The sequence below is a fragment of the Nocardia callitridis genome (assembly GCF_039543305.1).
Lineage (GTDB): Bacteria > Actinomycetota > Actinomycetes > Mycobacteriales > Mycobacteriaceae > Nocardia > Nocardia callitridis.
In genome coordinates this window covers 146,210-168,433 of record NZ_BAABJM010000006.1, presented here as the reverse complement: position 1 = coordinate 168,433, position 22,224 = coordinate 146,210, and the positions used below count along the sequence as shown (strand labels likewise).

The window sequence follows — 22,224 nt, the reverse complement described above, 5'->3', positions numbered from 1 at the left end:
ACACGGGCTGACTGCGCGAGCCGCGTCAGTGCTGGCGGTCGGGGGTCTTGGTTGCTGCGGTTAGTTGCTCCCATAGGGGGCCGAGGACTAACCAGATTGCGACGATCGACCACACTCGGCCACCCCAGGACAGCAGCGCCGAGGACTGCTCACCGGTGGCGACGGTGAGGGCGAGTAACCCGAGCACGGCGGAGGCGATGAGCGCGGCGAGCACAACGCGCCCCCATTCGCGCCACGTCGCCGCGGTTCGCGCCTTGCTGCCCTTGGCGGGTTTCACCGGCGCGGGGCCACCGGCGAAGCGGTGCGCGAAGCGAATATCGGCCCACCGGATGAGCGCGGGACCGAAGGCGATGCTGGCGCCGAGGTAGATCGCGGCCAGGCCGTGCACGGTGCCCGGCTCGGTCCCTCGGTTCAGATCGAAGGCGGCGGCGACGATCAGCGCGACATCGAGCAGCGGGATCCCCCACAGCAGCATCGCGCCGAGTTGCGGCCGCCGCAGCGGGTAGCGTGCCGTGAGCCCCACGGCGAGCAGCACCCACAGGCCGACCTCCGATATCACGATCATCGTCGCGACAGGATTGTCCCGAACAACACCGAACATGCGCTGACCTCCGTGATCTGGGTGACCTGCGGCAAACCTATGTTCGCGCCGAGCACCAACGCATCCGCCGTTCGGAGGATCACGGGACTACCCGAGGAGGACGGTGCGGATTATCCCGACCCCGGCGGCCCGATGACATCCGGCACCGCCGCCGCGACGCGGTCGGCGAACAACCGCGCGGCCGGGGTGAGCGGTCGATCGGGGAGGTGCACCAAGCCCAAGGTGCGGTCGACGGTGGGGTGCACCAGTGGCGCGGATTTCAGGTCGGCGAACAGCATCAGGGGAAGCGCGAGCATGGGTGCGGCGGCGACGCCGAGACCCGCGGCGACGAGACCGGCGATGACGGCGATATTGCGTGCTTCGACGGTGTGTTCCGGCGCGCGGCCGAGGTCGGCGAAGGTGGCGTCGGTGAGCGTGCGGATACTGCTCGAGACGCCGAATACCGCCAGCGGCTCGTCGACGAGTTCGGCCCACGCCACCTCGTCGCGACCATGGAAGGGGTGGTCGGCGCGGAAGACCACTTGGAAGCGGTCGCTGGCCAAGGGGGTGAACTCGACAGTGTCGGGGAGCCCGTCGTCGACGGTGATGGCCAGGTTAACGTGGCCTTCGAGTAATTGCTCGATGGCGATGTGCGCCAGGGTGTCCTCGATATCGATGTCCAGTCCGGGTGCCTCGTGCTTGAGTTCCGCGACCACCGAGGGCAGCACGGTCGCCGCGACCGACGGCAGGGTCGCTACCCGCACGACCCCACCGAGTCCGTCGCGATAGAGCGCGAATTCGTGCAGCCCACGCTCGTAATCGGCGAGGATCGAGCGGGCGATCCGGAGAAATTCCTCGCCGACCGGCGTCGGCTCGACGGAACGGGTGGTGCGGTGGAACAGCCGCGCATCGAGCCTGCGCTCGGATTCGTTGACGGCTCTGCTGAGTGCGCTCTGCGACAGGTGTGTGGTCTGCGCGGCCTCGGTGAAGCTGCGTTTCTCCGCGACCTCGAGGATCAATGCCATATCGCGGAGGCTGATTCCGGGGAGGTGGACGACCACGACGCAGCTCTCATTCATGTAGTGGACGCATCAATGCATGCAAATCATGCGGTGCGGACGCATTAGTGCCTGCCATATGGTAGCTGGCGTCGCATCGAGATGTGTTCCCGGTCACTGATGAGGGGTCACCGAACGCGGTCGATGCGGCGCCGAGCGCTACCAGTCGAGGAGTCGAATTCGCATGACCCGCACACCCCGCACCACGGCACGCGGCCCGATCTGATGGACGAGACCTTCCGCCCGCTGGCCGGACTTCGCGTCGTCGACTTCACCAGGGTGCTCGCCGGGCCGTACGCCACGATGACGTTGGCCGAACTGGGTGCGGACGTGATCAAGGTGGAGATGCCCGACCTCGGTGACGAAACCCGCGGCTGGGGGCCGCCCTTCCTGGACGACTCCAGCGCCTACTATCACGCTGTTAATCGTGGAAAGCGCAGTGTCGCCCTGGATCTCAGATCCGAGGAGGGCCTCGACGGCGTCTATCAGCTGTTGGCGTCCGCCGATGTGGTGATCGAGAACTTTCGACCAGGCGTCACCGACCGCCTCGGCATCGGCGCGGACGAGGTGCTGCGCCGCTTCCCCGCCATCGTGTACGCCTCGATCACCGGATTCGGGACCACCGGACCGATGGCGCGGCGACCAGGCACCGAGGTGGTGGTCGAAGCCGAGTCGGGACTGATGAGCATCACCGGTATCCCCGGTAGTGAGCCGGTGCGGTTCGGAGTGGCGATGGTCGACATCGCGACCGGGCTTTCGATGATCAATGGCGTACTCGCCGCACTGGTGGAGCGAGCGCGCACCGGACGTGGTCGGCGCATCGACGTCTCGCTCTACGCGACCGCGGTCAGTGCCCTCGGCACCGTGATCACCAGCGCCTCGGCTGGAGGAGGCGCGCCGCGCGCGTGGGGCAGCGCGCATCCCTCGATCGTGCCGTATCGGGCCTTCGCCGCGAAGGACGGTCACGTTGTGCTCGGGGCGACCAATGACGCGATGTTCCAACGGCTGATCACAGCGCTCGAACTCACCGATGAGCTGGGCGGCGCCGAGTGGCGACGCAATGCGCAGCGCGTCGCCGACCGGGAGCGACTGGAAGCGGTTCTGCACGAAAAACTCTCGGCGTGGACGGTCGAGGTGGTGGTCGATCGACTGCAACAGCACGGCGTCCTGGTCGCGCCCGTTCGCGGTCCCGAGGAGGCGGCACGCAGCGCGCAGTCCGCCGCACTCGGGATCGTCACCGAGGAAGACGGTGTCCTGGTGCCGCGCTCGCCACTGAGCCCGAACGGCACCCGCACCCTGCGCCGCGCCCCCGGCCTCGGCGAGCATACGGTCGAGGTGTTCGCCGAGCTCGCCGGTGTCGAGCACAGTGACATCGCTGAGCACGACCACGCCGGGCGTCAGGGCGCGGCGGCTATCCCACTGCCCGAAGGCGGACATTGATGAGAGCGAGCGCCAGCCGCCTCCATGACTCGAATACCGCAACCCACCAACATCACGTGACACCACAACCAGAGTCGGCCCGACTCGGCCCCGAGATTCGCCATGTCCGGCAAGAGGAGAAGTAGACCATGACCTCGACAATCGAGACAGGGCGCGCGGCGGTGCTGCACGATTATCGCGCCGATTTCGAGATCACGAATTTTCCGAAGCCGAAAGCCGAGCCCGGTGGTCTCGTGGTGGAAATCGAGACCGCGACGGTGTGCGGTTCGGATGTCCACGTGTGGCAAGGCGACATGGTCGGCGTGCTACCGATCAGTCCGCCGCTGATCCTCGGCCACGAGATGACCGGGCGAATTACCGAGATCGGCGCTGGTGCGGATATCGACAGCGTCGGGCAGCGATTGCGGGTCGGTGATCGCGTGGTGTGGGCGCACATTCCGTGTGGGCGCTGCCATGAATGCACCGTCGAACGCGAACCCGTGCTGTGCTCGCGACGCTACATCGGCTATCTGAACGATTGCTCGGCGCCACCGCACTTCACCGGCACTTTCGCCGAATACGGGATCGTGCGGCCGGCGGCGGGACGGGTCAGGGTGCCCGACAATGTCGAATCCGCGTGGGCTTCGGCGGGCAGTTGTGCCTTGCGCACCGTGGTGCGGGCGCTGTCGGTCGCCGGACCTATCGATCGGGACGACACCGTCGTGATCCAGGGCGCCGGTCCGCTGGGATTGTTCGCCACCGCACTGGTTTCCCTACACAACCCCCGTCGCCTGGTGGTGGTAGGCGGCCCGGCCGATCGGTTGCAACTGGCCAAGGAATGGGGTGCGACCGACACGGTCATGGTCGACCCCACCGCCGACCCCGCCGAACGCATCGACGAGGTACACCGGATCACCGGGCGCGGCGCCTCGGTCGCCTTCGAACTCGCCGGGGCACCCGGCGTGCTGTCGGAGGGCATCCAGATGATCGCGCGCAACGGTCGATACGTGGTGATGGGCACGCTCGGCGGCCCACCCCAGCCGGTGAACGCGGCGACGATCGTCACGAGAGGCATTCGCGTGCTCGGCTCGATGAGCGGCGACATCGGCGATTACCACACCGCACTGCTGGCGCTGGAGCGCTACCGCGACCGATTCGACTGGAACCGCATGCTCGGCAACACCTACGACCTGGACCATCTGGCCGACGCGATGGCGGCGATGCTGCGCATGGACGAGATCAAACCGATCATCCGTCCTCGACCCAGCGCATGAGCCAGTGCACCGAACACCCTGCGGCAGAAAGAAATTCACTATCATGTCTCTAACAAGCACGGCCGCCGAAAGCGCAGCGGCCGATCTGACAGTCCTCGACGAAGAGGCGCTTCGCCACGCCCTCGACGACCACGAAGCGGCGATCCCGCAGCGCTTCCCGCTCGACTTCGGTGGCGCACTTCGTGAACCCACCCGCTGGGTCGAGGACATCGACCCGGCCACGGCCGGGGTGCTGGCCACCGTCGGGTCCGCGACACCCGAGGAAATCGGCGAAGCGGTAGCGCTGGCTCGTGCGGCGGCGCCGGGCTGGGCGGCGACCGCACCGAGTACCCGTGGCGCGTTGCTCCGGCGACTCGCGGAACTGGTGCGTGGCAACGCGGAGGTGCTCGCGCGCCTGGAAACCAGGGACACCGGCAAGCCACTGGCCCAAGGGCGCGCCGATATCACCGCCGCGGCACGGTATTTCGAGTTCTACGGGTCGATCGTCGAAGGGTTCCTCGGTGATTCGATCCCACTGGGGCCCGGTTCGCTCGCCGTCGTCGAACACGAACCGCACGGAGTGACCGCGCACGTCGTTCCGTGGAACTATCCCGCGCAGATCACCGCACGGTCGGTGGGCGCGTCGTTGGCCGTGGGCAACGCGACCGTGGTGAAGCCCGCCGACGAAGCACCCTTGGTCGCACTGTGTTACGCGCGCCTGGCGCGTGCGGCCGGGTTCCCGGCCGGGGTACTCAACGTCCTGCCCGGTGGCGCCGAGGCGGGCGCGGCACTGACCGCCCACCCCGATATCGACCACGTCTCGTTCACCGGTTCGGTCGCCACCGGTCGCACGGTCGCGCGGGCCTGCGCCGACCGTGGTCGACCCGCGCTGCTCGAACTCGGTGGGAAGTCGGCCCATCTGGTGCTCGCGGGCGCCGACATCGACCGGGCCGCGCCGGTGATCGCGCGTGCGCTGCTGCTGCACGCTGGGCAGACCTGCACGGCGGGTACCAGGGTGATCGTGCACGAGTCGCTGCACGAGGAGCTGATCGCGGCGCTCACACCGTATTTCGATAACGCGACGCTCGGTCTCGGACTCGCCGACCCCACCGTCGGACCGGTGGTGTCGGCGCCACAGGCCGAGCGGGTGCGCGGTTTCATCGCTCGCGCCAGCGCCGAGGGTGCCGTGCTCGCCGGGCGCGCCGAGGAAGCCGACGGTTTGTCCGGCTACTTCGTCGCACCCGTGTTGTTCGATCAGGTCTCCCAGGACAGTGAGCTGTTCGCGGAGGAGGTGTTCGGTCCGGTGCTGGCGGTGACCACGGTCGCCTCGGACGCCGAAGCCGTCGCGGCCGCGCACAACAGCCGCTACGGACTCACCGCGGCCGTGTGGTGTCGCGACATCGACCGGGCCGTGCGCACCGCACGCGCGCTCGAAGTGGGTCAGGCCTATATCAACGGTTACGCACCGGGTGGTGGGGTCGAGTTGCCTTTCGGCGGCACCCGCGACAGTGGTTACGGGCGGGAGAAGGGTGTCGAAGCGCTGCGCGAATACACCCGTCCTCGTACGCTTTTCGTCGATCTCTCGGGTGCGTGAGTGCCGTGTCGCAGGTCGAACCGGCCGCGCCCGAGACCGAGGGCCAGCTCGTGGAGGTGTGGGGCGACACCGTCGACGAGCGTCATGTGAAGATCGCGGTGCTGCTCGGTGTCGTAGTGAGCGCGCCGAGTTTCCTGCTCGCCCAGTCGGTGTTCACCGCCACGATGGACAATCGGGACCTTGCCCGCACCTACGCGATGCTCGTCGGGTTGGCGGCCTGCCTGGTAGTCGCGGTGGTGTGCGCGCGACTGTTCCCGCCGAAACGGATCGTCACCGAGCGTGCCATCGTCCCGGAGGAACAGATGGCGACGGTCATGGAACTGGCCCGTCAGCCGGGCGGCATCGGCGAGTTGGCGTCGTTGAGCGAGGCCGAGCGGGACGAGATGAAACGCCTCGGCCTGTATGACCTCTTCGCCGAGGCCGAACGCAGAATCTCCACGGAAGGTACTGCCGCGCTGGCGAATTCGAACCCCGAGGACTCGGAGGACTCGGGGAACCCGGCACCCTTCGAGCCCTCGGCAACCACGGAAACAACCTCGGGAGAACAACGATGAGCGCCGCGTTCCTCGACGCACTGCTGGCCGCGGTGCTCGCCGGCCTCGCGGGTGCGGTGATTTTCTCCCTGCTCGGCCTGGTCTCCGGCACCGACGAGACCGCGACACTGGCACCGTTGACGCTGGCCGTGGTCCTGCTCGGGGTGCCACCCGCGGGGGTACTCGCCTTCTTCATCGCGGGCGCGACCGCCAAGCACATGACGCACGCGGTGCCGACAGCCCTACTCGGCATTCCCGGCGATACCATGGCCATCGCCTTGATGGAGGAAGCGAATTTCCTTCGTCGCCTTGGTGTTCCGCACATCGCGTTACGCAAGATGGTCTCGGCGGGACTGTTCTCGGCCCTGCTCGCGGTGCCGATCTCGGTGCTCGCGGCAAGCCTGCTCGCCAATGCCGCCGACAGCATCCGCACCGTGGTGCCGTATCTCTTCCCGCTCATCGCGCTCGGTATCGCCTATCTGTCGCGCGGACGGTGGGCGGCGGTGCTGGCCATGGTCCCGTTCACCGCGATGATCACCGCACTCAACGCCTACGTCGAGACGCAGATCGACAAGACCCTGAGCATCAGCTTTTTCGTCGGTCTCGCCATCGGCCCGATGATCATCGATCTCGTCGGCCTCTCCTCACCCACCACCCGCACAACCCTGCTCCGCGAGCATCGTCCTCGGTTCTGGCTGGCACCGGATCAACCGTCGACGACGGCGAAGCGTTGGTCGGGCCCCACCTCGGTGCTCAATCGCAAGGAAGCGGGCACGACCGCGGCGGCGGCCACGGTTACCAGCCTCACCTTCGTCGTGAGCCCGATGGCGATGGCGATTCTGGTCGGCGAGGTCGTCGGGTCCAGGGTCAAGCAGGGGTATCAGCGCCTGACCAGGGTGATCTCGGTGCGCAACGGTGTCACCGATTCCACCTACCTGGCCGAGACGTTGATTCCCCTGGTCGCCGTCGGTTTACCGTTGAGTCCGATCGCCGCGGGCGCGGCGGCACCCTTGTTCAACGCGCCGCCGGTATACAGCGTCGGCGACGATCACGGCGGGCAATTGCACAACCTGCATTCATTGCTCACCGCACCGGAGTTCTTGGTGTTCAGCATGATCGGCGTCATCGCCGCCGGGCTGATCGCGTACCCGTTGACGATGAACTACGCACGTCAGGCCGCGCTGTTCGTGGCAAGCAAGCTCAGTCACGAAGCGGTGGTCGGCGCCTTCGCCGGACTGGTGTTGGTCGTCACGCTCTACGAAGGCGGCGTGTGGGGCGTGATCGTCCTGCTGACGGTCGGCCTGATCGGCGGCATGCTGAACAAGACGCTCGGCATGCACGCCGGGGTGCAGTGCATGGCCTATTACGTGTCCGTGCTTTCGGTCCCGGTGCTGTTCGGGTAAGGAGAACGATCGTGTCGAATGTGTGGTCACCACAACCGATTCCGCATACCGATCCGCGTGGCGGCCTACCGAGCCGGGTGCGGGTCTACGAGGTGGGCCCGCGCGACGGTTTGCAGGCGGAAGCGGCGACGGTGCCGGTGGAGATCAAGGCCGAGTTCTGTCGACGCCTGGTCGCCGCCGGTGTCACCGACCTGGAACTCACCAGCTTCGTGTCCCCGAAATGGGTGCCGCAATTGGCCGATGCCGAGGAGCTCATGCGGCGCGTGGTGTCCGATCCGGCGACGGCGCTGCCCGAGTCGGTGCGCACCGTGGTGCTCGCGCCCAACCAGCGCGGTCTCGACCGCGCCTTGGCCTGCGGCGCCACCGAGATCGCCGTCTTCGTTTCCGCGACAGAGACATTCGCCCAGCGCAACCTCAACACCACGATCGCGGGAGCGTTACGCTCGGCCGAACCCGTGATCGCGGGAGCACGCGCGGCCGGACTGCCGGTGCGCGCGTACATTTCGATGGCTTTCGGGGATCCGTGGGAAGGTCCGGTCCGGCTCGACGCGGTGGTCGCGGTGGCCGAGCGACTACGGGAGCTCGGGTGCGCGAGCCTCTCGATCGGCGACACGATCGGTGTCGCCACCCCGGGTCACGTGCACGCCCTGATCGATGCGCTGTCCACAGCCGGGGTCCCCACTTCGGCGTTGGCGATGCACTTCCACGACACCTACGGCCAAGCATTGACCAACGTCTACGCGGCGCTGACCGCGGACATCATCGAATTCGACAGTGCGGCAGGCGGACTCGGACGCTGCCCGTACGCGAAGGGCGCCACCGGAAATCTCGCCACCGAGGATCTGGTGTGGATGCTGCACGGCCTCGGCATCGCGACGGGTATCGACCTGCACGCGTTGGCCAGCACCTCGCGGTGGATCGCCGACCACGTCGGGCATCCCTGTCCGTCCCGGGTCGTCACCGCACTCGCGGCAGCGGGGCGCGACTGAGTCGTGAGTCGAGCGCGGCGTCATGAGTCGAGCGGCAGAACCTCGCACGACCGAGACTGGTCGCCGTGACCCGGTTTGCCTCGCGAGCTGCCGGGTAGACGCCCGAACAACACAATCCGCGAGCAGAAAGGTCCCGACCCGACATGGTGATCACCCCCGGCGCGAGGATGGTTCGTCGCGACAACGCCGAAAACGCGATCCGTGTGACGGCGATCCGCCGCAATCCGATCCCGTACGCCGAGATCGAACCCTTCCAAGGGGGCCATCGGCGTGTTCTGCTGTTGCAGGAGCTGGAACGCGACTTTCGCGTCGAACCGGCTCTCCCCGCGCCCGCCTGAGGCGCAGGACATTCGACCGAGAAGGGCGTGCGCCCCATGACCGACCTGCGCGTTCCGCACCACAACGAACCGGCAGCGTCCGATTCGCCGATGCTGCCGAATCCGCGCGGTGAGCTGTCGGCGCTGGTGCTGGGGATGCTTCGCGAGGAGCTCCCCGCCGGATCCGCGCTGCTCGATTTGGCGGGCGTCGACCCCTACGGCGACGACCTCCAAGTCGCGCTGCATCTGTGCTACGAACTGCACTACCACGGGTATGCCGGTGTCTCGGCGGAGTGGGAGTGGGCACCCGAACTGCTGCGCGTGCGGGCAAGCCTGGAGCGGCATTTTCTCGATGCCCTTCGCCGCGAGGTGACCGGTGGCGCGGACGTGGACGACGAGATGGGCGAACTGTTGGCGCCGTCAGACGGCGGTGGCGTCGGCGATTACCTGCGTGACGAGGGTGGATGGACGCAGGTGCTCGAATACTTCGTGCACAGGTCCATGTACCACCACAAGGAGGCCGACCCCTACGTGTGGGCGATCCCCCGCCTCTCGGGCCAGGCCAAAGCTTCGCTGGTCGCAGTCGAATTCGACGAGTTCGGGGGCGGGCACGCCGAGCGCGTGCACGCACGCCTGTACGCCGATCTGCTGCACGCGGCGGGTCTCGACGACGGATACCTGCATTACTTCGACTCCGTGCCCGCGCCGATGCTGGCGATCGTCAACATGATGTCGTTGTTCGGTCTGCATCGAAACCTGCGCGGCGCGCTGGTCGGCCACTTCGCCACCGTCGAGATCACCTCGCCGCCCGCATCGCGACAACTCGTCGAGATACTCGAAAAGTTCGGTGCCGCACCGGAATGCATCCGGTTCTACACCGAACACGTAGAAGCCGACGCGGTACACGAGCAGGTGATGCGCCGTGACGTGATCGCCGACATGCTCGCGCGCGAACCCGAACTCGCGGAGTCGATGGTCCTCGGGATCCAGGTCACGAACCTGCTGGAAGATCGGCTCGCCAGCCATCTGCTCGAAAGCTGGCAGTCCGGGCTCAGCTCGCTACTGACCCCGCTCGCCGTGGGTTGACTCGTCGGTCCTGCGCCGACGCTTGCGGTGGCTGGTATCGCACAACGGGTAGGTCTTGCTGCGTCGACACAGGCACACCGCCACCAGAAACCGATCCGAGCACACGCTCGTGCCGTCTTCGCGCACCAACTCCACCGGTCCCTCGACCAGTGCGGGGCCCTGGGGGACGAAGGTGATCCTGCGACGGTCACCGTTCGATGCTTTCGGCACGGATCACCACCAATTCCTCGAAGCGTTCGCCGCGGCCGATCAGCCCGCGCTCCTCCAACCACGCACTGCGCTGCCGCAACACCGGGCCGAACGGAATCGTCTGCCTGGCCACCACCGACGCCTTCAAGCCGTGCGCACGTAAGGCGCGCACCGTCTCGTGCGTGCCGCACAGTGCGGAGTGCACGATCAACGCGACCCCATCGCGCGTGAGCAGACCGGGCAGCAGCGTGCACAGAGTGTCCACGACAGTCCGGCCGTCGGTGCCACCGTTCCAGGCCCGCGCGACACCCGAGGTCGCGTCCGAGTCGGGACACGGAATATAGGGCGGGTTGGCCAGCACCACGTCGAACTCGCGTCCGCCGAGCACGTCCGCGAAATCGCCGCGCACCAGCTCGAGCGAAACACCGAGTTTGCGACTGTTGAGCCACGCGGCGGCGATCGAACGCCACGACACATCCACCGCGGTCACCGTCGAGGCACCCGAACGCGCGGCGCCGATAGCCAACGCACCCGATCCCGTACACGGATCGAGAACGCGCGGCCGGTGCGGCAGCGCCGCCTCTCTCGCCGCTCGCTGCAACAACCGGGTATCGGCTTGCGGCCGGTACACACCGGGCGGACAGAACAGGCTCATCCGCTTCGGATACCTCGGTTCCGTTCATCGAAACCGAGGCCAGGCAAGCCCTCAGTGCGCCTGCCCACCCTGTCGCACACGCTCCCTGTCGCACACGCTCTACGAATCGCCCGCACCATGGGCACGTCCCCTCCCGCTGGACAACGTCGTCCGCTGGAACAAGTGGCGGCGAGATAGCACAGAACCTTCAAGGCGCACGACGAGTTCACACTGTTTCCCTAGGCCGAATCCGGGTAGCGCGGCAGCACGACCCCCACAACGAGGAGGTACCCATGCCGCAGCAGCAATGGAGCGACAAACGCGAACGCGAATACGAGCACATCAGGTCCTCGGAACGCGAGCGCGGAGCGAGCCAACGCAGGGCAAAGGAGATCGCCGCGCGCACGGTGAACAAGAACCGGGCGCAGAGTGGTGAGGCCAAGCAGGCCAGCAAGACCTCGACCAGGGACATGTCGCCGCAGAAGCGCGGTGGTCAACGCGCGGGCAATCGCCTCGGCCCCGGTGGCCTCACCAAGGACCAGCTCTACAACGAGGCCAAGGAGCGCGGGATCTCCGGACGTTCGACCATGACCAAGGGACAGCTACAGAAAGCACTCGACAAGCCGTGACAGCCGGGTCATGACAGGACAACCACAGCATGAGCGAACACCCGATGAGCGACAACGATGTCGAGAAGCGTTGGCACGACCCCTCGGCCTCGCGGCACGCGGGCATCCTGGTCCTCGGCGTCGTAGTCGCGGCGCTGATCGCCATGGTCGTGTTCGGGGTGTGGGTTTCGCCGCGCTATCTCGTCGCCGTCATCCCGTCAGCGATCCTGCTGGTGGGCACGTTGACGGCGTTCACCCAGACCATTCGCACGTGGCGCCGCGGCGGCGCGTGGCCGATCTGGCAGGGCGCAGGCTGGTTCCTGCTCACCTTCGCGCTGGTGTATCTCGTGCTCGCGAGCGGTTTCGTCGCCCATGACGGCGAATGACCGAAGCCGCGACCGGGCTGATCGCCGAATCGAGTTCGCTCGTAGCGATTGCTCGGCGAAAGTTGGGGTAGGCGTCCCACGTCCGTGCAAGACGACAGAAAGGTGACCCATCGTGGCCGAACAGGAACGTGGCGCGCAAGAAGGCGTCGAAGGCATCGTCGAAGGCGTCAAGGGCAAGGCCAAGGAGGCCTTCGGGGCCGTCACCGACAACGACGAGCTGCGCCGCGAAGGCCATGCGCAACAGGACAAGGCCGACGCTCAGCGCACCGCCGCCGAAAAGGAGGCCGAGGCGAAGAAGGCTCGCGCCGAAGCCGACGCCAACGAGGCACGGCAATCCAGCCACGAACAAGATCGGTAACCGAATCGGCGCATGATCGCAGGCATGCGCCGAAGGGTGATCAGGCAAGCTGACATCCATGTTCGACACCACCCCGCCCGACACCCTGATCGCTCGCCTGCTGGCCGACATGGTCGGCGGCGACGTTCAGGACGGCGACATCCCGGTGGCGGTCGAACAACTCGGCGGCACCGACCGCGAACGATCGGAGCTGAGCAGGGTGCTCGGCCGCCTACACGGCGAGTTGTCACGGTTACGACGACGCGAGCATGAGCTGACGGTGTTGTTCTCCAGCGCTCGCGAGCTCGCCGAGTCCCGCGACCTGGACACCCTGCTCACCCGCGTCGTCACCCGCGCACACGAGCTGATGGGCACCGACGTCACTTACCTGTCGGAATTCGCGCCCGCCACTCGTGAGCTGCGGGTGCGTAAGACCGTCGGCGCGGTCACCCCGCAGTTCCAGAATCTGCGGGTGCCGCCGGGCAAGGGCCTGGCCTCGGGAATCACCGCGTCCCGCACCGCGCAGTGGACGCAGCGCTACCGCGACTACGCGGGCGACCCGCACGACCTGGCCATCGATGACGCGGTGTCCGCCGAGGGCATCGTCTCCATTCTCGGCGTCCCCATGCTCACCGAGGACACGGTGCTCGGCGTGCTGTTCGCCGCGACCCGACACGAGCACGTCTTCACGGCAGAGGAGACGGCGCTGCTGTCGGCGTTGGCCGATCACGCGTCGGTGGTGATGCAAACTGCGGGAATTCTGAAGCAGCTCAGGGAATCCGAGGACGACACGCGCCAAGCCTTCGGCCGGTTGAGCGAGCACGTCGAGGCGCGCGACCGCTCGAATATCGTGCACCAGCAATTGATTCAGATCGTGTTGACCGGCAAGGGATTTCCCGCGCTCGCGAGTACGGTCGCGCAGGCGCTGGGGCGCAGTGTGACGATCATCGACGCCGACGCGAACATCACCGCGCGATCCGGTCGCCCCGACGGGATCGACACCGCCGCAGCACGATCCGCGACCGTTCGCACCGCGCTGCGACGCAGCCGCGCGACCGGTCACTGTTGTGTCGTCGAGCGGCACGCCGAAGTCGAAGCCGTCGCGGCGATCACCGCGGGTGCCGACTACTACGGCGCACTGCTGCTGAGTCACGGCGCGCTGGCGATGGGCCCGGTCGACAAGCGGACCATCGAGCGCGCCGCGCAGGTGTGTTCGCTGCTCACGTTGCAGCACAATGCCGCCGACGACGCCGACCGACGCACCCGCGCGGAGTTGGTCGCCGATCTGCTCGACGCGGCCCCGGAACGTCGACGCGATCTGGCTCGGCGGCTGCGCAACCACGGTGTCGTGCTCGCCGAACTGAACACGGTCGTCACCCTGGTGATCGATCCCGACCTGCGCGGCGCGCTCGCCCGTCATCTCACCCAGCTGTCCGCACCGGGAACGATGATCGCCGAGGTCGCGGGAACGGTTGCGGCGGTGACACATTCGGACGATCCTCGAACCACGGCGGCGACCATGCGCGACATCGCGATCCGCGACTTCGACACCCAGGTGCTCGCGCTCGCACCACCACTGGCCGCGACGCCGGACGATCTACCCTCGGCGTTCGACACCACACTGCGCACCGCGCGCCTGCTCGACGCCCTGCGGATCACCGACGCCACCGTCGACACCGCCGAGTACGAGATCTTCTCGGTGCTGTTCGCACACAACCCGCAGGGTCTCGCACAGTTCGTCGACGCGACGATCGGGCACGTACTCGCCTACGACGCCGCCCACAACACCGACCTCATCGCCACCCTGCGCGCCTTCGTGCGCAACGACGCCAGCCCCACCAAGACGGCGCGAGCACTCAACTACCACCCCAACACCATCCTGCAACGGCTCGACCGACTGAAGGCGCTACTCGGCGAGCAGTGGCGCACCGACCAGCAGCTTTACCGGATCTCCACGGCCGTCCGACTGGAGGAGCTACGCGCACTCGGCGCGCGACCCCGCACCTTCGGCGATGGGTGAACACCACATACATCGATCCATACAACGGGTGCACAACACATAGTGGTGTGTCCTAGCGCACTCTAGCGTCGAGCAGTGTGGCGCAGCACAGAGCAGCCGCTGCTCCAGGGGCCAGCGCCACGCACCCGGTGGGCGAAACATGTTGTGGAGGAGTCGAAGTGGGCACCAGTAGCAGAATCCCCGGATTCAAGGACGCGACGGTCGACGAACGCCGTGCGATCGTCGCCGAACGCCGGGGACTGTCGGCCGATGAGCTCGCCGTGTTCGATCCGAGGTCGGGGCTCGATGTGTCCTCGGCCGATCACATGGTCGAGAACGTCATCGGCACGCTCGCGGTCCCGGTGGGCATCGCGACCAATTTCACCGTCAACGGCGTCGACCGGCTCGTGCCGATGGCCACCGAGGAACCGTCGGTCGTCGCGGCCGCCAGCAATGCCGCACGAATGGCACGGGTACACGGCGGATTCCACACCTCGCACAGCGGGCCCGTCATGCAGGCGCAGATCCAACTCGTCGAGGTCACCGACCCCGAGGCGGCCCGGTTGCGCATCCTCGAGGCCACCGAGGAGATCGTTGCGGCCGCCGACGCGCTCGACCCGAAGCTCGTCGAATTCGGCGGCGGCGTGCAAGGACTCGACGTACGTCTGGTGGCGACCCGCACCGGCACCCACGTGATCGTCCACCTGGTGGTCGATGTCCGGGACGCCATGGGCGCCAATGCCGTGAACACCATGGCGGAGGCGGTCGCGCCGCGGCTTGCCGAAATCTCCGGTGGCCGCTCGCTGCTGCGCATTCTGACCAACAAGGCCGATCGCAGACTGGTCAGGGCGCGCGCGATCTTCGACAAGGATTTACTCGGCGGCGCGGAGATCGTCGACAACATCGTGCACGCCTCGGCGTTCGCCGAAGCCGACCCCTACCGCGCGGCGACCCACAACAAAGGGATCATGAACGGCATCACCGCGGCGGTACTGGCGACCGGCAACGACACCAGGGCGGTGGAGGCGGGCTGCCACTCGCACGCGGTGGGCCCCGATGGTCGCTATAGCGCGCTGTCGCATTTCGAGCGCACCCCCGAAGGCCACCTGTCGGGAACATTGGAGACCCCGATGGCGGTCGGCCTGGTGGGTGGCGCGACGAAGGTGCACCCCGTCGCCAAGGCGGCGGTGCGGATTCTCGATGTCGCCACCGCCACCGAACTCGCGGAGATCATCGTGGCCGTGGGCCTGGCGCAAAACCTCGGAGCGTGCCGCGCGCTGGCCGCCGAGGGCATTCAGCGCGGACACATGAGCCTGCACGCCAGAACCATCGCGGCCACGGCGGGTGCCACGAGCACCGAACTCGATCGGGTGGTCGAGCGCCTGATCGCCGATCAGAACATTCGCGCCGAGCACGCGAAGACCATCCTCGCCGAGCTCCGCGCCACGCGCTGACCGCCGAGCCGAGAGATTTGAAAACAAAGGAGTTCTCATGTCCATTCATGTCGGCATCGACGTCGGTGGCACCTTCACCGACGCCGTAGCGATCGCCGATGGCCGCGCGGTTCGCGGCAAAGCGTTCTCCACCAAGGATGTGACGACCGGGATCAGCGGTGCGTTGGAGGTGCTGCGATCGCGCCTCGACCTCGACGAGTCCGCGTTCTTCGACAACATCAGCCGGTTCGTCCTCGGCAATACGATCGTCACCAACGCCGTGGACGAGCGGAAGTTCGCGCCGATCGGTTTGCTGACCACCGCGGGCTTCCGCGATTGCCTGCGCATCAGTCGCTCCGCGCGTGGCAGCGCCCGCGACCCGCACGACCTGCTCCCCCGCGCGGATATTCTCGCGCGCGCGGATATCCGGGAGATCACCGAACGCGTCGACGCCGACGGACACATTCTGGTCCCGATCAAAGAGGACGACATTCGCGCGGCGGTCGAAGATCTGCTCGCCGGAGGAGCCGAGGCGATCGCGGTGTGTTTCCTCTGGAGCTTCCGCAACGCGGCGCACGAGCAGGCCGTCGCCGACTACCTCGACAAGCATCATCCCGACCTGCCCTACTCCACGTCGTCCGCGCTGACACCCGTCTACCGCGAGTACGAGCGAATGGTGACGACCACGCTCGACGCGGCCGTCAAACCCATTGTCAGCAGCCATTTCAGCCAGCTCGCCAATGATCTGCGTCACCGCGGCCTGCGCTGTCCGGTCCAGATCATGCAGGTGCACGGCGGGTTCCTCTCGGTAGAGGAAACCAGCAAGGCGCCGATCGCGATGTTCAATTCGGGCCCGGTCGGCGGCGTCACCGGCGCGCGCCTGGTGGGTAACAGCCTGGGCTGGAACAAGATTCTCACCGCCGACATGGGCGGAACCAGCCTGGACGCGGCCGCCATCGTCGACGGCGAGTTCCGGGTCTCGCCGCGCGCCATGGTCGGCGAATGGCCGACCAGCCTGACCGCGGTGGATATCGAATCCATCGGCGCCGGTGGCGGTTCCATCGCCTGGGTGGACGAGCGCGGAGTCCTGCGGGTTGGCCCGCACAGCGCGGGTTCCACGCCAGGGCCCGCCTGCTACGGCCGTGGCGGCGAGCACCCGACCGTCACCGACGCCACCTTGACGATGGGACTGCTCAACCCCGATTACTACCTCGGCGGCACTGTCGAGCTCGACGCGCACAGCGCCGAAGCGGCCATCGCGCACCATGTGGGCACTCCGCTCGGTGTGCCGACTGACCGTGCGGCGCAGGGGATCTACCGCTTGACCGTGGCCCAGATGGCGAACGCGCTGCGCAAGATCACCGTCAACCGGGGCCACGATCCGCGCGAATTCGCGATGATCGCCTTCGGCGGCGCGTGCGGACTGTTCGCGGCGGCGATCGGCGAGCACGTGGGCGTGCGCAGCGTGGTGATCCCCCGCAACGCGGCGGTGTTCTCCGCCTACGGACTCATGCACGCCGACAGCATCTACTCGATCGTGCAGACGAGCCCGTGGGACTTCGGTGCTCCGGCAAGCGATCTGGAACGAACCTTCAGCAGGTTGCAGCAGCGCGCGCTCGACTGGTTCGAGGCCGAAGGCGTACCGGAGGATCGCCGCGAGGTCATCAGGGAAGCCGACATGAAGTTCTCGGGCCAGATCTTCGAGGTCACCACCCGGCTGCCCGCCACCACCTTCACCGACGCCGACAAGGACGCGCTGCGGCAACGATTCATCGAAGACTACGAGTCGGAATTCGGGCTCGGCACCGCGTGGACCGAGGCCGAGATCCTGCTCATCAACGCGCGCGTACGCGCGACCGGTTTCAGCGATGTGCAGGCGGTGACCCACCAGGTCGACGATTCGCGCGAGGTGACAACCACGCGGCGCGAGATCATCGATCCGACCACCGCCGAACGCGTCGAGGTCGACGTGCACCGCGACATCTTCCATGCCAGCGCACCGATTTCGGGTCCGTGCGTGCTGGAGGAACCCGACACCACCATCTTCGTTCCGCGCGGTGCCACCCTTCGAGTCGCCGCCGACCATCTGCTCATCGAACTCGGCGCGCAGTGATCTCGCGCCGACCGCGTTCGCGCCGACCGCACCGACTCGCACCAGGAGAAATGTCATGACCGCTGCCACCAACGACCCGGTCACCCTCGAAGTCATCCGCATGCGCCTGGATGCCATCGTCGAGGAAATGGGCATCGCGATGATCCGCTCCAGCGGTTCACCCGTGATCACCGAGGCGGGCGATTTCAATACCGCGCTGTTCACCCCGGACGGTCGGATCTACAGCTACTCCGATTACGTCCAGTTCCACATCGGCTCGGGCGGTGTAGCCGTCCGAAACTTGATCAAAACCATTGCCGACGAACAGGTTCGGCCAGGGGACGCCTTCATTTGCAACGACCCACACACTTCTGGTTCGAGTCATCCGCCGGACACGACGGTGATCTCACCGGTGTTCCACCGTGGCGAGCTGATCGCGTGGGCGCAGTCGCAAGCCCATCTCGTCGATGTCGGCGGGATGACACCGGGTGGATTCGCGCCCGCCGCCCTGGACTGTTACAGCGAGGCTGTGCGAATTCCGCCGGGGGTCAGGGTATTCGAGCAGGATAAGCCGGTCGAGTCGACCAAACGCCTGCTGCTCAACAATGTTCGCCAACCGGTGCTGTACTGGAACGACGTCCGCAGCCTCGTCGCCAGCAACAACACCGGTATCTCCCGCTTACTGGAGGCCGTCGAGGAATTCGGCCTCGCGGACTTCCGCGAGTACTCGGAGCTCAGCTTCCGCCTCGCCGAACATGTTGTGCGCGAACGGGTACGGTTGCTGCCCGACGGCGTGTGGCAGGCCGAGGAATGGACCGAGCACAACGGTCACGAGAACGGGCTGTATCGGGTGCACTGCACGCTCACCAAGTCCGGTGCCGACATTTCCTTCGACTTCACCGAATCCAGCGATCAGACAGCGGGATTCGTGAACTGCTCCTACGGTGCGCTACTCGGCAGCGTCGCGAGCGCGCTGGTGCCCATCCTCGCCTGGGACGTTCCCTTCAACGAGGGCGTGGTAACGGCCTTCGGGGTGCGAACTCGGCGCGGCAGCATCGTCGACCCGGTGCCACCGGCACCGATCAGCAACGGGCACTTGACGACCGGCGCACGGGTGAGCCGGGTGGTCACCAAATTGCTCAACGAGTTGTGCAGGACCAGCGCCGACGAACAGATCCGCAAACGCACCCAGGGGCTGTGGGCGGACTCGTGGACCGGCGGCATCTCGGCGGGCGTCACCGACAAGGGCGACTACACCGTGCTGTTCAACATGGACGGTGGCGGTGTCGGCGCCGGCGCGCAACCCGACAACGACGGCCTGGATTGCGCGGGGATGATGACCCAGGTCAACAACATGCTGCCGGACGTCGAGATGAACGAAATGCTGTACCCGGTGCTCTACCTGTGGAAACGGCTGTCCTTGTCGAGTGCCGGTCACGGCCGCACCCGCGGCGGCCTCGGCACGGAGTTCGCCTGGACCCTGCACGGCGCGCGATCGGTGGTGCAAACCGTGTTCGCACCCACCGCGCAGGTTCCCGCCGAGGGCTTCGGCGGCGGCCTGCCCGGTGGCGGCAGCGGGCACGAGGTATGGCGAAACACGAACGTGGGCAACCTCATCGAGGAGGGACTGGCATTGTCGCAGGGTCATTTGGAGACCGACGAGCGGCAGCTACTCGACATCAACCACACCGGGTTGACGGTCACGGCGGGCGACGTGTTCGTCCAATGGTGCGCGGGTGGTGGGGGTTATGGCGATCCGCTGCTGCGCGCGGCGGATGCCGTCGCCACAGACGTACGCGACGCCTACATCACCGCAGAGGCGGCCAGCAGTGTCTACGGCGTGGCCTTGACCGACGACGGCGAGGTCGATCGCGCGGGGACCGAACATCTGCGCACCCACGCGCGCACTGCGCGCCTCGGTACCGCACCGACACGCGAGGTCACCTCGAATTCGGCGGTTTTCGTCTCCCCCACGCTCGACGCCGACGCCGCATGGCGTTGCCCCGCGTGCGCGGCATCGCTCGGCACCGACACCGCGTGGGTCGGCCGCTGCCACACCGTCAGCGGGGTCGCATCCGACACGCTGGGCGCGCTCGGTGTCCGTATTCGGGGTCGCGACGAGGACGGCCGGGTATACCTCGACCAGTACTACTGCCCCGAATGCGGAACCCAGCTCGATGCCAGGGTGCGCGTCGAAGGTGCCGCGACCACCGTCAGCACACAGGAGCCCGCACGATGACCGGTCTGGAAGAACTCGTCGGTGGCGGTGCGGGCGCGCTGCGCGGTGTGGTGGTCCTCGATATCTCACGGGTCGTCGCGGGACCGTATTGCTCGCAGATTCTCGCCGACCTCGGTGCCACGGTGATCAAGGTGGAAAATCCGCGAGATCCCGACTACACCAGGGACTTTCCGCCCTATCTCGACAATGGGACGACGAAGTTCAGCGCGTTCTACGGTCAATACAACCGCGGCAAGCTGGGTATCACCATCGACCTCGGCACCGACGACGGCAAGCGGGTCCTGCGTGATCTGGTGTCCGAGGCCGACATCCTGGTGGAGAATTTCCGTCCAGGGACCATGGACAAACTCGGCGTCGGATACGACGTATTACACGAACTCAACCCTCGGCTGGTCTACACCGCGATCTCCGGATACGGGCAGACCGGTCCGCTGAGTCGACGCCCCGCCTACGACAACACCGCGCAGGCTTCGGGTGGGTTGTGGTCGATGAACGGCTACCCGGATCAACCGGCGGTGCGCGTCGGCACCATCATCGGCGACTTGTCGGCGACCCTGTTCGGTGTCATCGGCACGCTCGCCGCTTTACGGCACGCGGAGCAGACCGGACACGGGCAGTTGGTGGATGTGGCGCAAACGGATTCGGTGGTGGCGATGACGGAATCGGCGGTCGTCGATTACACCGTGACCGGCAAGGTGGCGGGTCGGCTCGGCAATCAGCATCCGTTCGTCCGACCCTACGAGTTGTTCCCGTGCAAGGACGGACACGTCTTCTTCGGCGGCTACACCGACAAGTTCTGGCGGATCGCGTGCGGCATGTTCAACGACGCGGATGCCGCGAACGACCCCGACCTGGCGACCATGCCGCAGCGCTTCGACACCGACATCTACCAGAGCAAGGTGCGGCCGACGCTCATCCGGTGGTTCGCCGGGTACACCAAGCGGCAATTGGAGGAGATGGCCGGTGATCGCGTGCCGATGACCGCGGTCAAGGACATCGGCGAAGTAGTCGAGTCCGAGCAGACCAAGGCGCGGGAGATGATCGTGCGCGCCGAGTACGGCGAACTCGGCGACCTCGAGATGTTCGGGCAGCCCATCAAACTCAGTGCGACACCGGCGAATCCGGGTCGTAGGGCCAATGACGTCGGCGAGCACACCGACGTGGTCCTGCGTACCTTGGCGGGATACTCCGAGGCCGAGATCTCCGCGCTGCGCGAAAGCGGAGCGATCTGATGACCGTGCGCTACGAGAAACACGGCAGCACCGCCCTGGTCACCCTCGACCGTCCCGACAAGCTCAACGCGTTGACGCTCTCGATGTACGACGAACTCGCACTGGCTTTCGACACCGCGCGCGACGACGCGGCAGTCGCGGCCGTGGTGCTCACCGGCGCGGGACGTGCCTTCTGCGTCGGTGCGGATCTCACCGAGTCGATCCCCGCACTCGCACAGGGTCGCTTCGATATCTCGGCGTGGGATGGTGCGCACCAGAAACACACGCGCCTGTTCAAGCCCGTCATCTGCGCGATCAATGGGCTCGCGCTCGGCGGCGGTTTCGAGATCATGCTGTCCACCGATCTCCGAATCGCCAGCACCGAGGCACGATTCGGCTTGCCCGAACCTGGAGTCGGTGTGGTGCCCGCGGGAGGGACACTGGCGCGACTGACCCGACAGATCTCCTACGCGCGCGCCATGGAGCTACTGTTGCTCGCCGAACCGCTCGATGCCAGGACGGCGCTCGAATTCGGACTGATCAACCGGGTGGTCGCGCCCGACGAGGTCCTGGACCGCGCCATGCGGTGGGCAGAGCACCTGGCCACCTTGTCCGGCAACGCCCTCGCGGTGATCAAACGAGCGGTACACCAGCTGTCGGATATGCCGCTGGACGCCGCCTTCCACGCCGAGGCCCTGTACGGCCAACAGGCATTCGCCGCACCGGACGCACACGAAGGACTGCGGGCGTTCACTCGGAGGGAGACCCCGGAATTTCCCAGCCGCCAACAGGATTGAGCGACCGCGACATATACTTCCTGGTCCAGGGGTACGTTGCTGGTCGCGCCACGGAGTTTCTCCGACT

General features: G+C 66.8%; 21 protein-coding genes. 17 read left to right on the top strand and 4 right to left on the bottom strand.

What is annotated here, in order from left to right; genetic code table 11:
- Positions 1-25: 25 nt before the first annotated feature.
- Together ABEA50_RS25215 and ABEA50_RS25210 are read right to left on the bottom strand one after the other, a co-directional pair.
- Positions 26-565: a hypothetical protein gene (locus ABEA50_RS25215; RefSeq protein ID WP_345498453.1), complete on the bottom strand. Its 540-nt coding sequence runs from the start codon at positions 563-565 to the stop codon at positions 26-28.
- 146 nt (positions 566-711) lie between these two features.
- Positions 712-1,605: a LysR family transcriptional regulator gene (locus ABEA50_RS25210; protein WP_345498451.1), complete on the bottom strand. Its 894-nt coding sequence runs from the start codon at positions 1,603-1,605 to the stop codon at positions 712-714.
- A 177-nt stretch (positions 1,606-1,782) separates the two neighbouring features.
- Here ABEA50_RS25210 and ABEA50_RS25205 point away from each other — a divergent pair, with 177 nt between their 5' ends.
- From ABEA50_RS25205 to ABEA50_RS25170, 8 genes are all read left to right on the top strand, one after another.
- Complete coding sequence (locus ABEA50_RS25205; RefSeq protein WP_345498449.1) at positions 1,783-3,078, top strand: CaiB/BaiF CoA transferase family protein; 1,296 nt, start codon at positions 1,783-1,785, stop codon at positions 3,076-3,078.
- 128 nt (positions 3,079-3,206) lie between these two features.
- Complete coding sequence (locus tag ABEA50_RS25200; RefSeq protein WP_345498447.1) at positions 3,207-4,331, top strand: zinc-binding dehydrogenase; 1,125 nt, start codon at positions 3,207-3,209, stop codon at positions 4,329-4,331.
- Between the two features lie 43 nt (positions 4,332-4,374).
- The gene (locus tag ABEA50_RS25195; RefSeq protein ID WP_345498445.1) at positions 4,375-5,904 is read left to right on the top strand and encodes an aldehyde dehydrogenase family protein; all 1,530 of its coding nucleotides are present in this window, start codon (positions 4,375-4,377) and stop codon (positions 5,902-5,904) included.
- Positions 5,901-6,458 (top strand): hypothetical protein, encoded by a 558-nt coding sequence (locus ABEA50_RS25190; protein WP_345498443.1) that lies wholly within the window; start codon positions 5,901-5,903, stop codon positions 6,456-6,458. The genes ABEA50_RS25195 and ABEA50_RS25190 overlap by 4 nt, the downstream gene beginning before the upstream one ends.
- Positions 6,455-7,840: a tripartite tricarboxylate transporter permease gene (locus tag ABEA50_RS25185; protein WP_345498441.1), complete on the top strand. Its 1,386-nt coding sequence runs from the start codon at positions 6,455-6,457 to the stop codon at positions 7,838-7,840. Before ABEA50_RS25190 ends, ABEA50_RS25185 begins: the two co-directional genes overlap by 4 nt.
- 11 nt (positions 7,841-7,851) lie before the next feature.
- Positions 7,852-8,829: a hydroxymethylglutaryl-CoA lyase gene (locus ABEA50_RS25180; protein WP_425577710.1), complete on the top strand. Its 978-nt coding sequence runs from the start codon at positions 7,852-7,854 to the stop codon at positions 8,827-8,829.
- 143 nt (positions 8,830-8,972) lie between these two features.
- The gene (locus ABEA50_RS25175) at positions 8,973-9,167 is read left to right on the top strand and encodes a hypothetical protein (protein ID WP_345498439.1); all 195 of its coding nucleotides are present in this window, start codon (positions 8,973-8,975) and stop codon (positions 9,165-9,167) included.
- A gap of 36 nt (positions 9,168-9,203) precedes the next feature.
- The gene (locus ABEA50_RS25170) at positions 9,204-10,232 is read left to right on the top strand and encodes an iron-containing redox enzyme family protein (protein WP_345498437.1); all 1,029 of its coding nucleotides are present in this window, start codon (positions 9,204-9,206) and stop codon (positions 10,230-10,232) included.
- Here ABEA50_RS25170 and ABEA50_RS25165 read toward each other — a convergent pair.
- On the bottom strand, positions 10,206-10,442 hold the full coding sequence (locus tag ABEA50_RS25165; protein ID WP_345498435.1) for a CDGSH iron-sulfur domain-containing protein: 237 nt from the start codon (positions 10,440-10,442) through the stop codon (positions 10,206-10,208). The genes ABEA50_RS25170 and ABEA50_RS25165 overlap by 27 nt on opposite strands.
- Positions 10,420-11,076, bottom strand: coding sequence for a HemK2/MTQ2 family protein methyltransferase (locus ABEA50_RS25160; RefSeq protein ID WP_345498433.1), 657 nt, complete (start codon positions 11,074-11,076; stop codon positions 10,420-10,422). Before ABEA50_RS25160 ends, ABEA50_RS25165 begins: the two co-directional genes overlap by 23 nt.
- Before the next feature lie 272 nt (positions 11,077-11,348).
- Here ABEA50_RS25160 and ABEA50_RS25155 point away from each other — a divergent pair, with 272 nt between their 5' ends.
- The 9 genes from ABEA50_RS25155 (at position 11,349) to ABEA50_RS25115 (ending at position 22,157) form a co-directional block, all read left to right on the top strand.
- Positions 11,349-11,684, top strand: a complete 336-nt coding sequence (locus ABEA50_RS25155) for a plasmid stabilization protein (protein WP_345498432.1) — start codon at positions 11,349-11,351, stop codon at positions 11,682-11,684.
- A 29-nt stretch (positions 11,685-11,713) separates the two neighbouring features.
- Positions 11,714-12,049, top strand: a complete 336-nt coding sequence (locus tag ABEA50_RS25150) for a hypothetical protein (RefSeq protein WP_345498430.1) — start codon at positions 11,714-11,716, stop codon at positions 12,047-12,049.
- A 112-nt stretch (positions 12,050-12,161) separates the two neighbouring features.
- Positions 12,162-12,407 (top strand): microaggregate-binding protein 1, encoded by a 246-nt coding sequence (mbp1, locus tag ABEA50_RS25145; RefSeq protein WP_425577709.1) that lies wholly within the window; start codon positions 12,162-12,164, stop codon positions 12,405-12,407.
- A gap of 58 nt (positions 12,408-12,465) precedes the next feature.
- Entirely contained in the window at positions 12,466-14,406 is a 1,941-nt protein-coding gene (locus tag ABEA50_RS25140) for a helix-turn-helix domain-containing protein (protein ID WP_345498429.1), read from the top strand.
- A gap of 158 nt (positions 14,407-14,564) precedes the next feature.
- Positions 14,565-15,839, top strand: a complete 1,275-nt coding sequence (locus ABEA50_RS25135) for a hydroxymethylglutaryl-CoA reductase, degradative (RefSeq protein ID WP_345498427.1) — start codon at positions 14,565-14,567, stop codon at positions 15,837-15,839.
- Positions 15,840-15,876: 37 nt separating this feature from the next.
- A complete protein-coding gene (locus tag ABEA50_RS25130; RefSeq protein ID WP_345498425.1) occupies positions 15,877-17,931 on the top strand; it encodes a hydantoinase/oxoprolinase family protein in 2,055 nt (684 codons plus the stop codon).
- A gap of 55 nt (positions 17,932-17,986) precedes the next feature.
- Complete coding sequence (locus ABEA50_RS25125) at positions 17,987-20,149, top strand: hydantoinase B/oxoprolinase family protein (RefSeq protein WP_345498424.1); 2,163 nt, start codon at positions 17,987-17,989, stop codon at positions 20,147-20,149.
- Complete coding sequence (locus ABEA50_RS25120; protein WP_345498423.1) at positions 20,146-21,381, top strand: CaiB/BaiF CoA transferase family protein; 1,236 nt, start codon at positions 20,146-20,148, stop codon at positions 21,379-21,381. The genes ABEA50_RS25125 and ABEA50_RS25120 overlap by 4 nt, the downstream gene beginning before the upstream one ends.
- Positions 21,381-22,157 (top strand): enoyl-CoA hydratase/isomerase family protein, encoded by a 777-nt coding sequence (locus tag ABEA50_RS25115; protein WP_345498422.1) that lies wholly within the window; start codon positions 21,381-21,383, stop codon positions 22,155-22,157. Before ABEA50_RS25120 ends, ABEA50_RS25115 begins: the two co-directional genes overlap by 1 nt.
- The last annotated feature ends 67 nt before the right edge of the window (positions 22,158-22,224 follow it).

What these genes read in the sequence shown, in the direction of transcription:
- ABEA50_RS25215 (WP_345498453.1), bottom strand. Translation starts at nt 565, where the DNA reads ATGATCGTGATATCGGAGGTCGGCCTGTGGGTGCTGCTCGCCGTGGGG.
- ABEA50_RS25210 (WP_345498451.1), bottom strand. Translation starts at nt 1,605, where the DNA reads ATGGCATTGATCCTCGAGGTCGCGGAGAAACGCAGCTTCACCGAGGCC.
- ABEA50_RS25205 (WP_345498449.1), top strand. Translation starts at nt 1,783, where the DNA reads ATGCGGCGCCGAGCGCTACCAGTCGAGGAGTCGAATTCGCATGACCCG.
- ABEA50_RS25200 (WP_345498447.1), top strand. Translation starts at nt 3,207, where the DNA reads ATGACCTCGACAATCGAGACAGGGCGCGCGGCGGTGCTGCACGATTAT.
- ABEA50_RS25195 (WP_345498445.1), top strand. Translation starts at nt 4,375, where the DNA reads ATGTCTCTAACAAGCACGGCCGCCGAAAGCGCAGCGGCCGATCTGACA.
- ABEA50_RS25185 (WP_345498441.1), top strand. Translation starts at nt 6,455, where the DNA reads ATGAGCGCCGCGTTCCTCGACGCACTGCTGGCCGCGGTGCTCGCCGGC.
- ABEA50_RS25175 (WP_345498439.1), top strand. Translation starts at nt 8,973, where the DNA reads ATGGTGATCACCCCCGGCGCGAGGATGGTTCGTCGCGACAACGCCGAA.
- ABEA50_RS25170 (WP_345498437.1), top strand. Translation starts at nt 9,204, where the DNA reads ATGACCGACCTGCGCGTTCCGCACCACAACGAACCGGCAGCGTCCGAT.
- ABEA50_RS25160 (WP_345498433.1), bottom strand. Translation starts at nt 11,076, where the DNA reads ATGAGCCTGTTCTGTCCGCCCGGTGTGTACCGGCCGCAAGCCGATACC.
- ABEA50_RS25155 (WP_345498432.1), top strand. Translation starts at nt 11,349, where the DNA reads ATGCCGCAGCAGCAATGGAGCGACAAACGCGAACGCGAATACGAGCAC.
- ABEA50_RS25150 (WP_345498430.1), top strand. Translation starts at nt 11,714, where the DNA reads ATGAGCGAACACCCGATGAGCGACAACGATGTCGAGAAGCGTTGGCAC.
- ABEA50_RS25140 (WP_345498429.1), top strand. Translation starts at nt 12,466, where the DNA reads ATGTTCGACACCACCCCGCCCGACACCCTGATCGCTCGCCTGCTGGCC.
- ABEA50_RS25130 (WP_345498425.1), top strand. Translation starts at nt 15,877, where the DNA reads ATGTCCATTCATGTCGGCATCGACGTCGGTGGCACCTTCACCGACGCC.
- ABEA50_RS25125 (WP_345498424.1), top strand. Translation starts at nt 17,987, where the DNA reads ATGACCGCTGCCACCAACGACCCGGTCACCCTCGAAGTCATCCGCATG.
- ABEA50_RS25120 (WP_345498423.1), top strand. Translation starts at nt 20,146, where the DNA reads ATGACCGGTCTGGAAGAACTCGTCGGTGGCGGTGCGGGCGCGCTGCGC.
- ABEA50_RS25115 (WP_345498422.1), top strand. Translation starts at nt 21,381, where the DNA reads ATGACCGTGCGCTACGAGAAACACGGCAGCACCGCCCTGGTCACCCTC.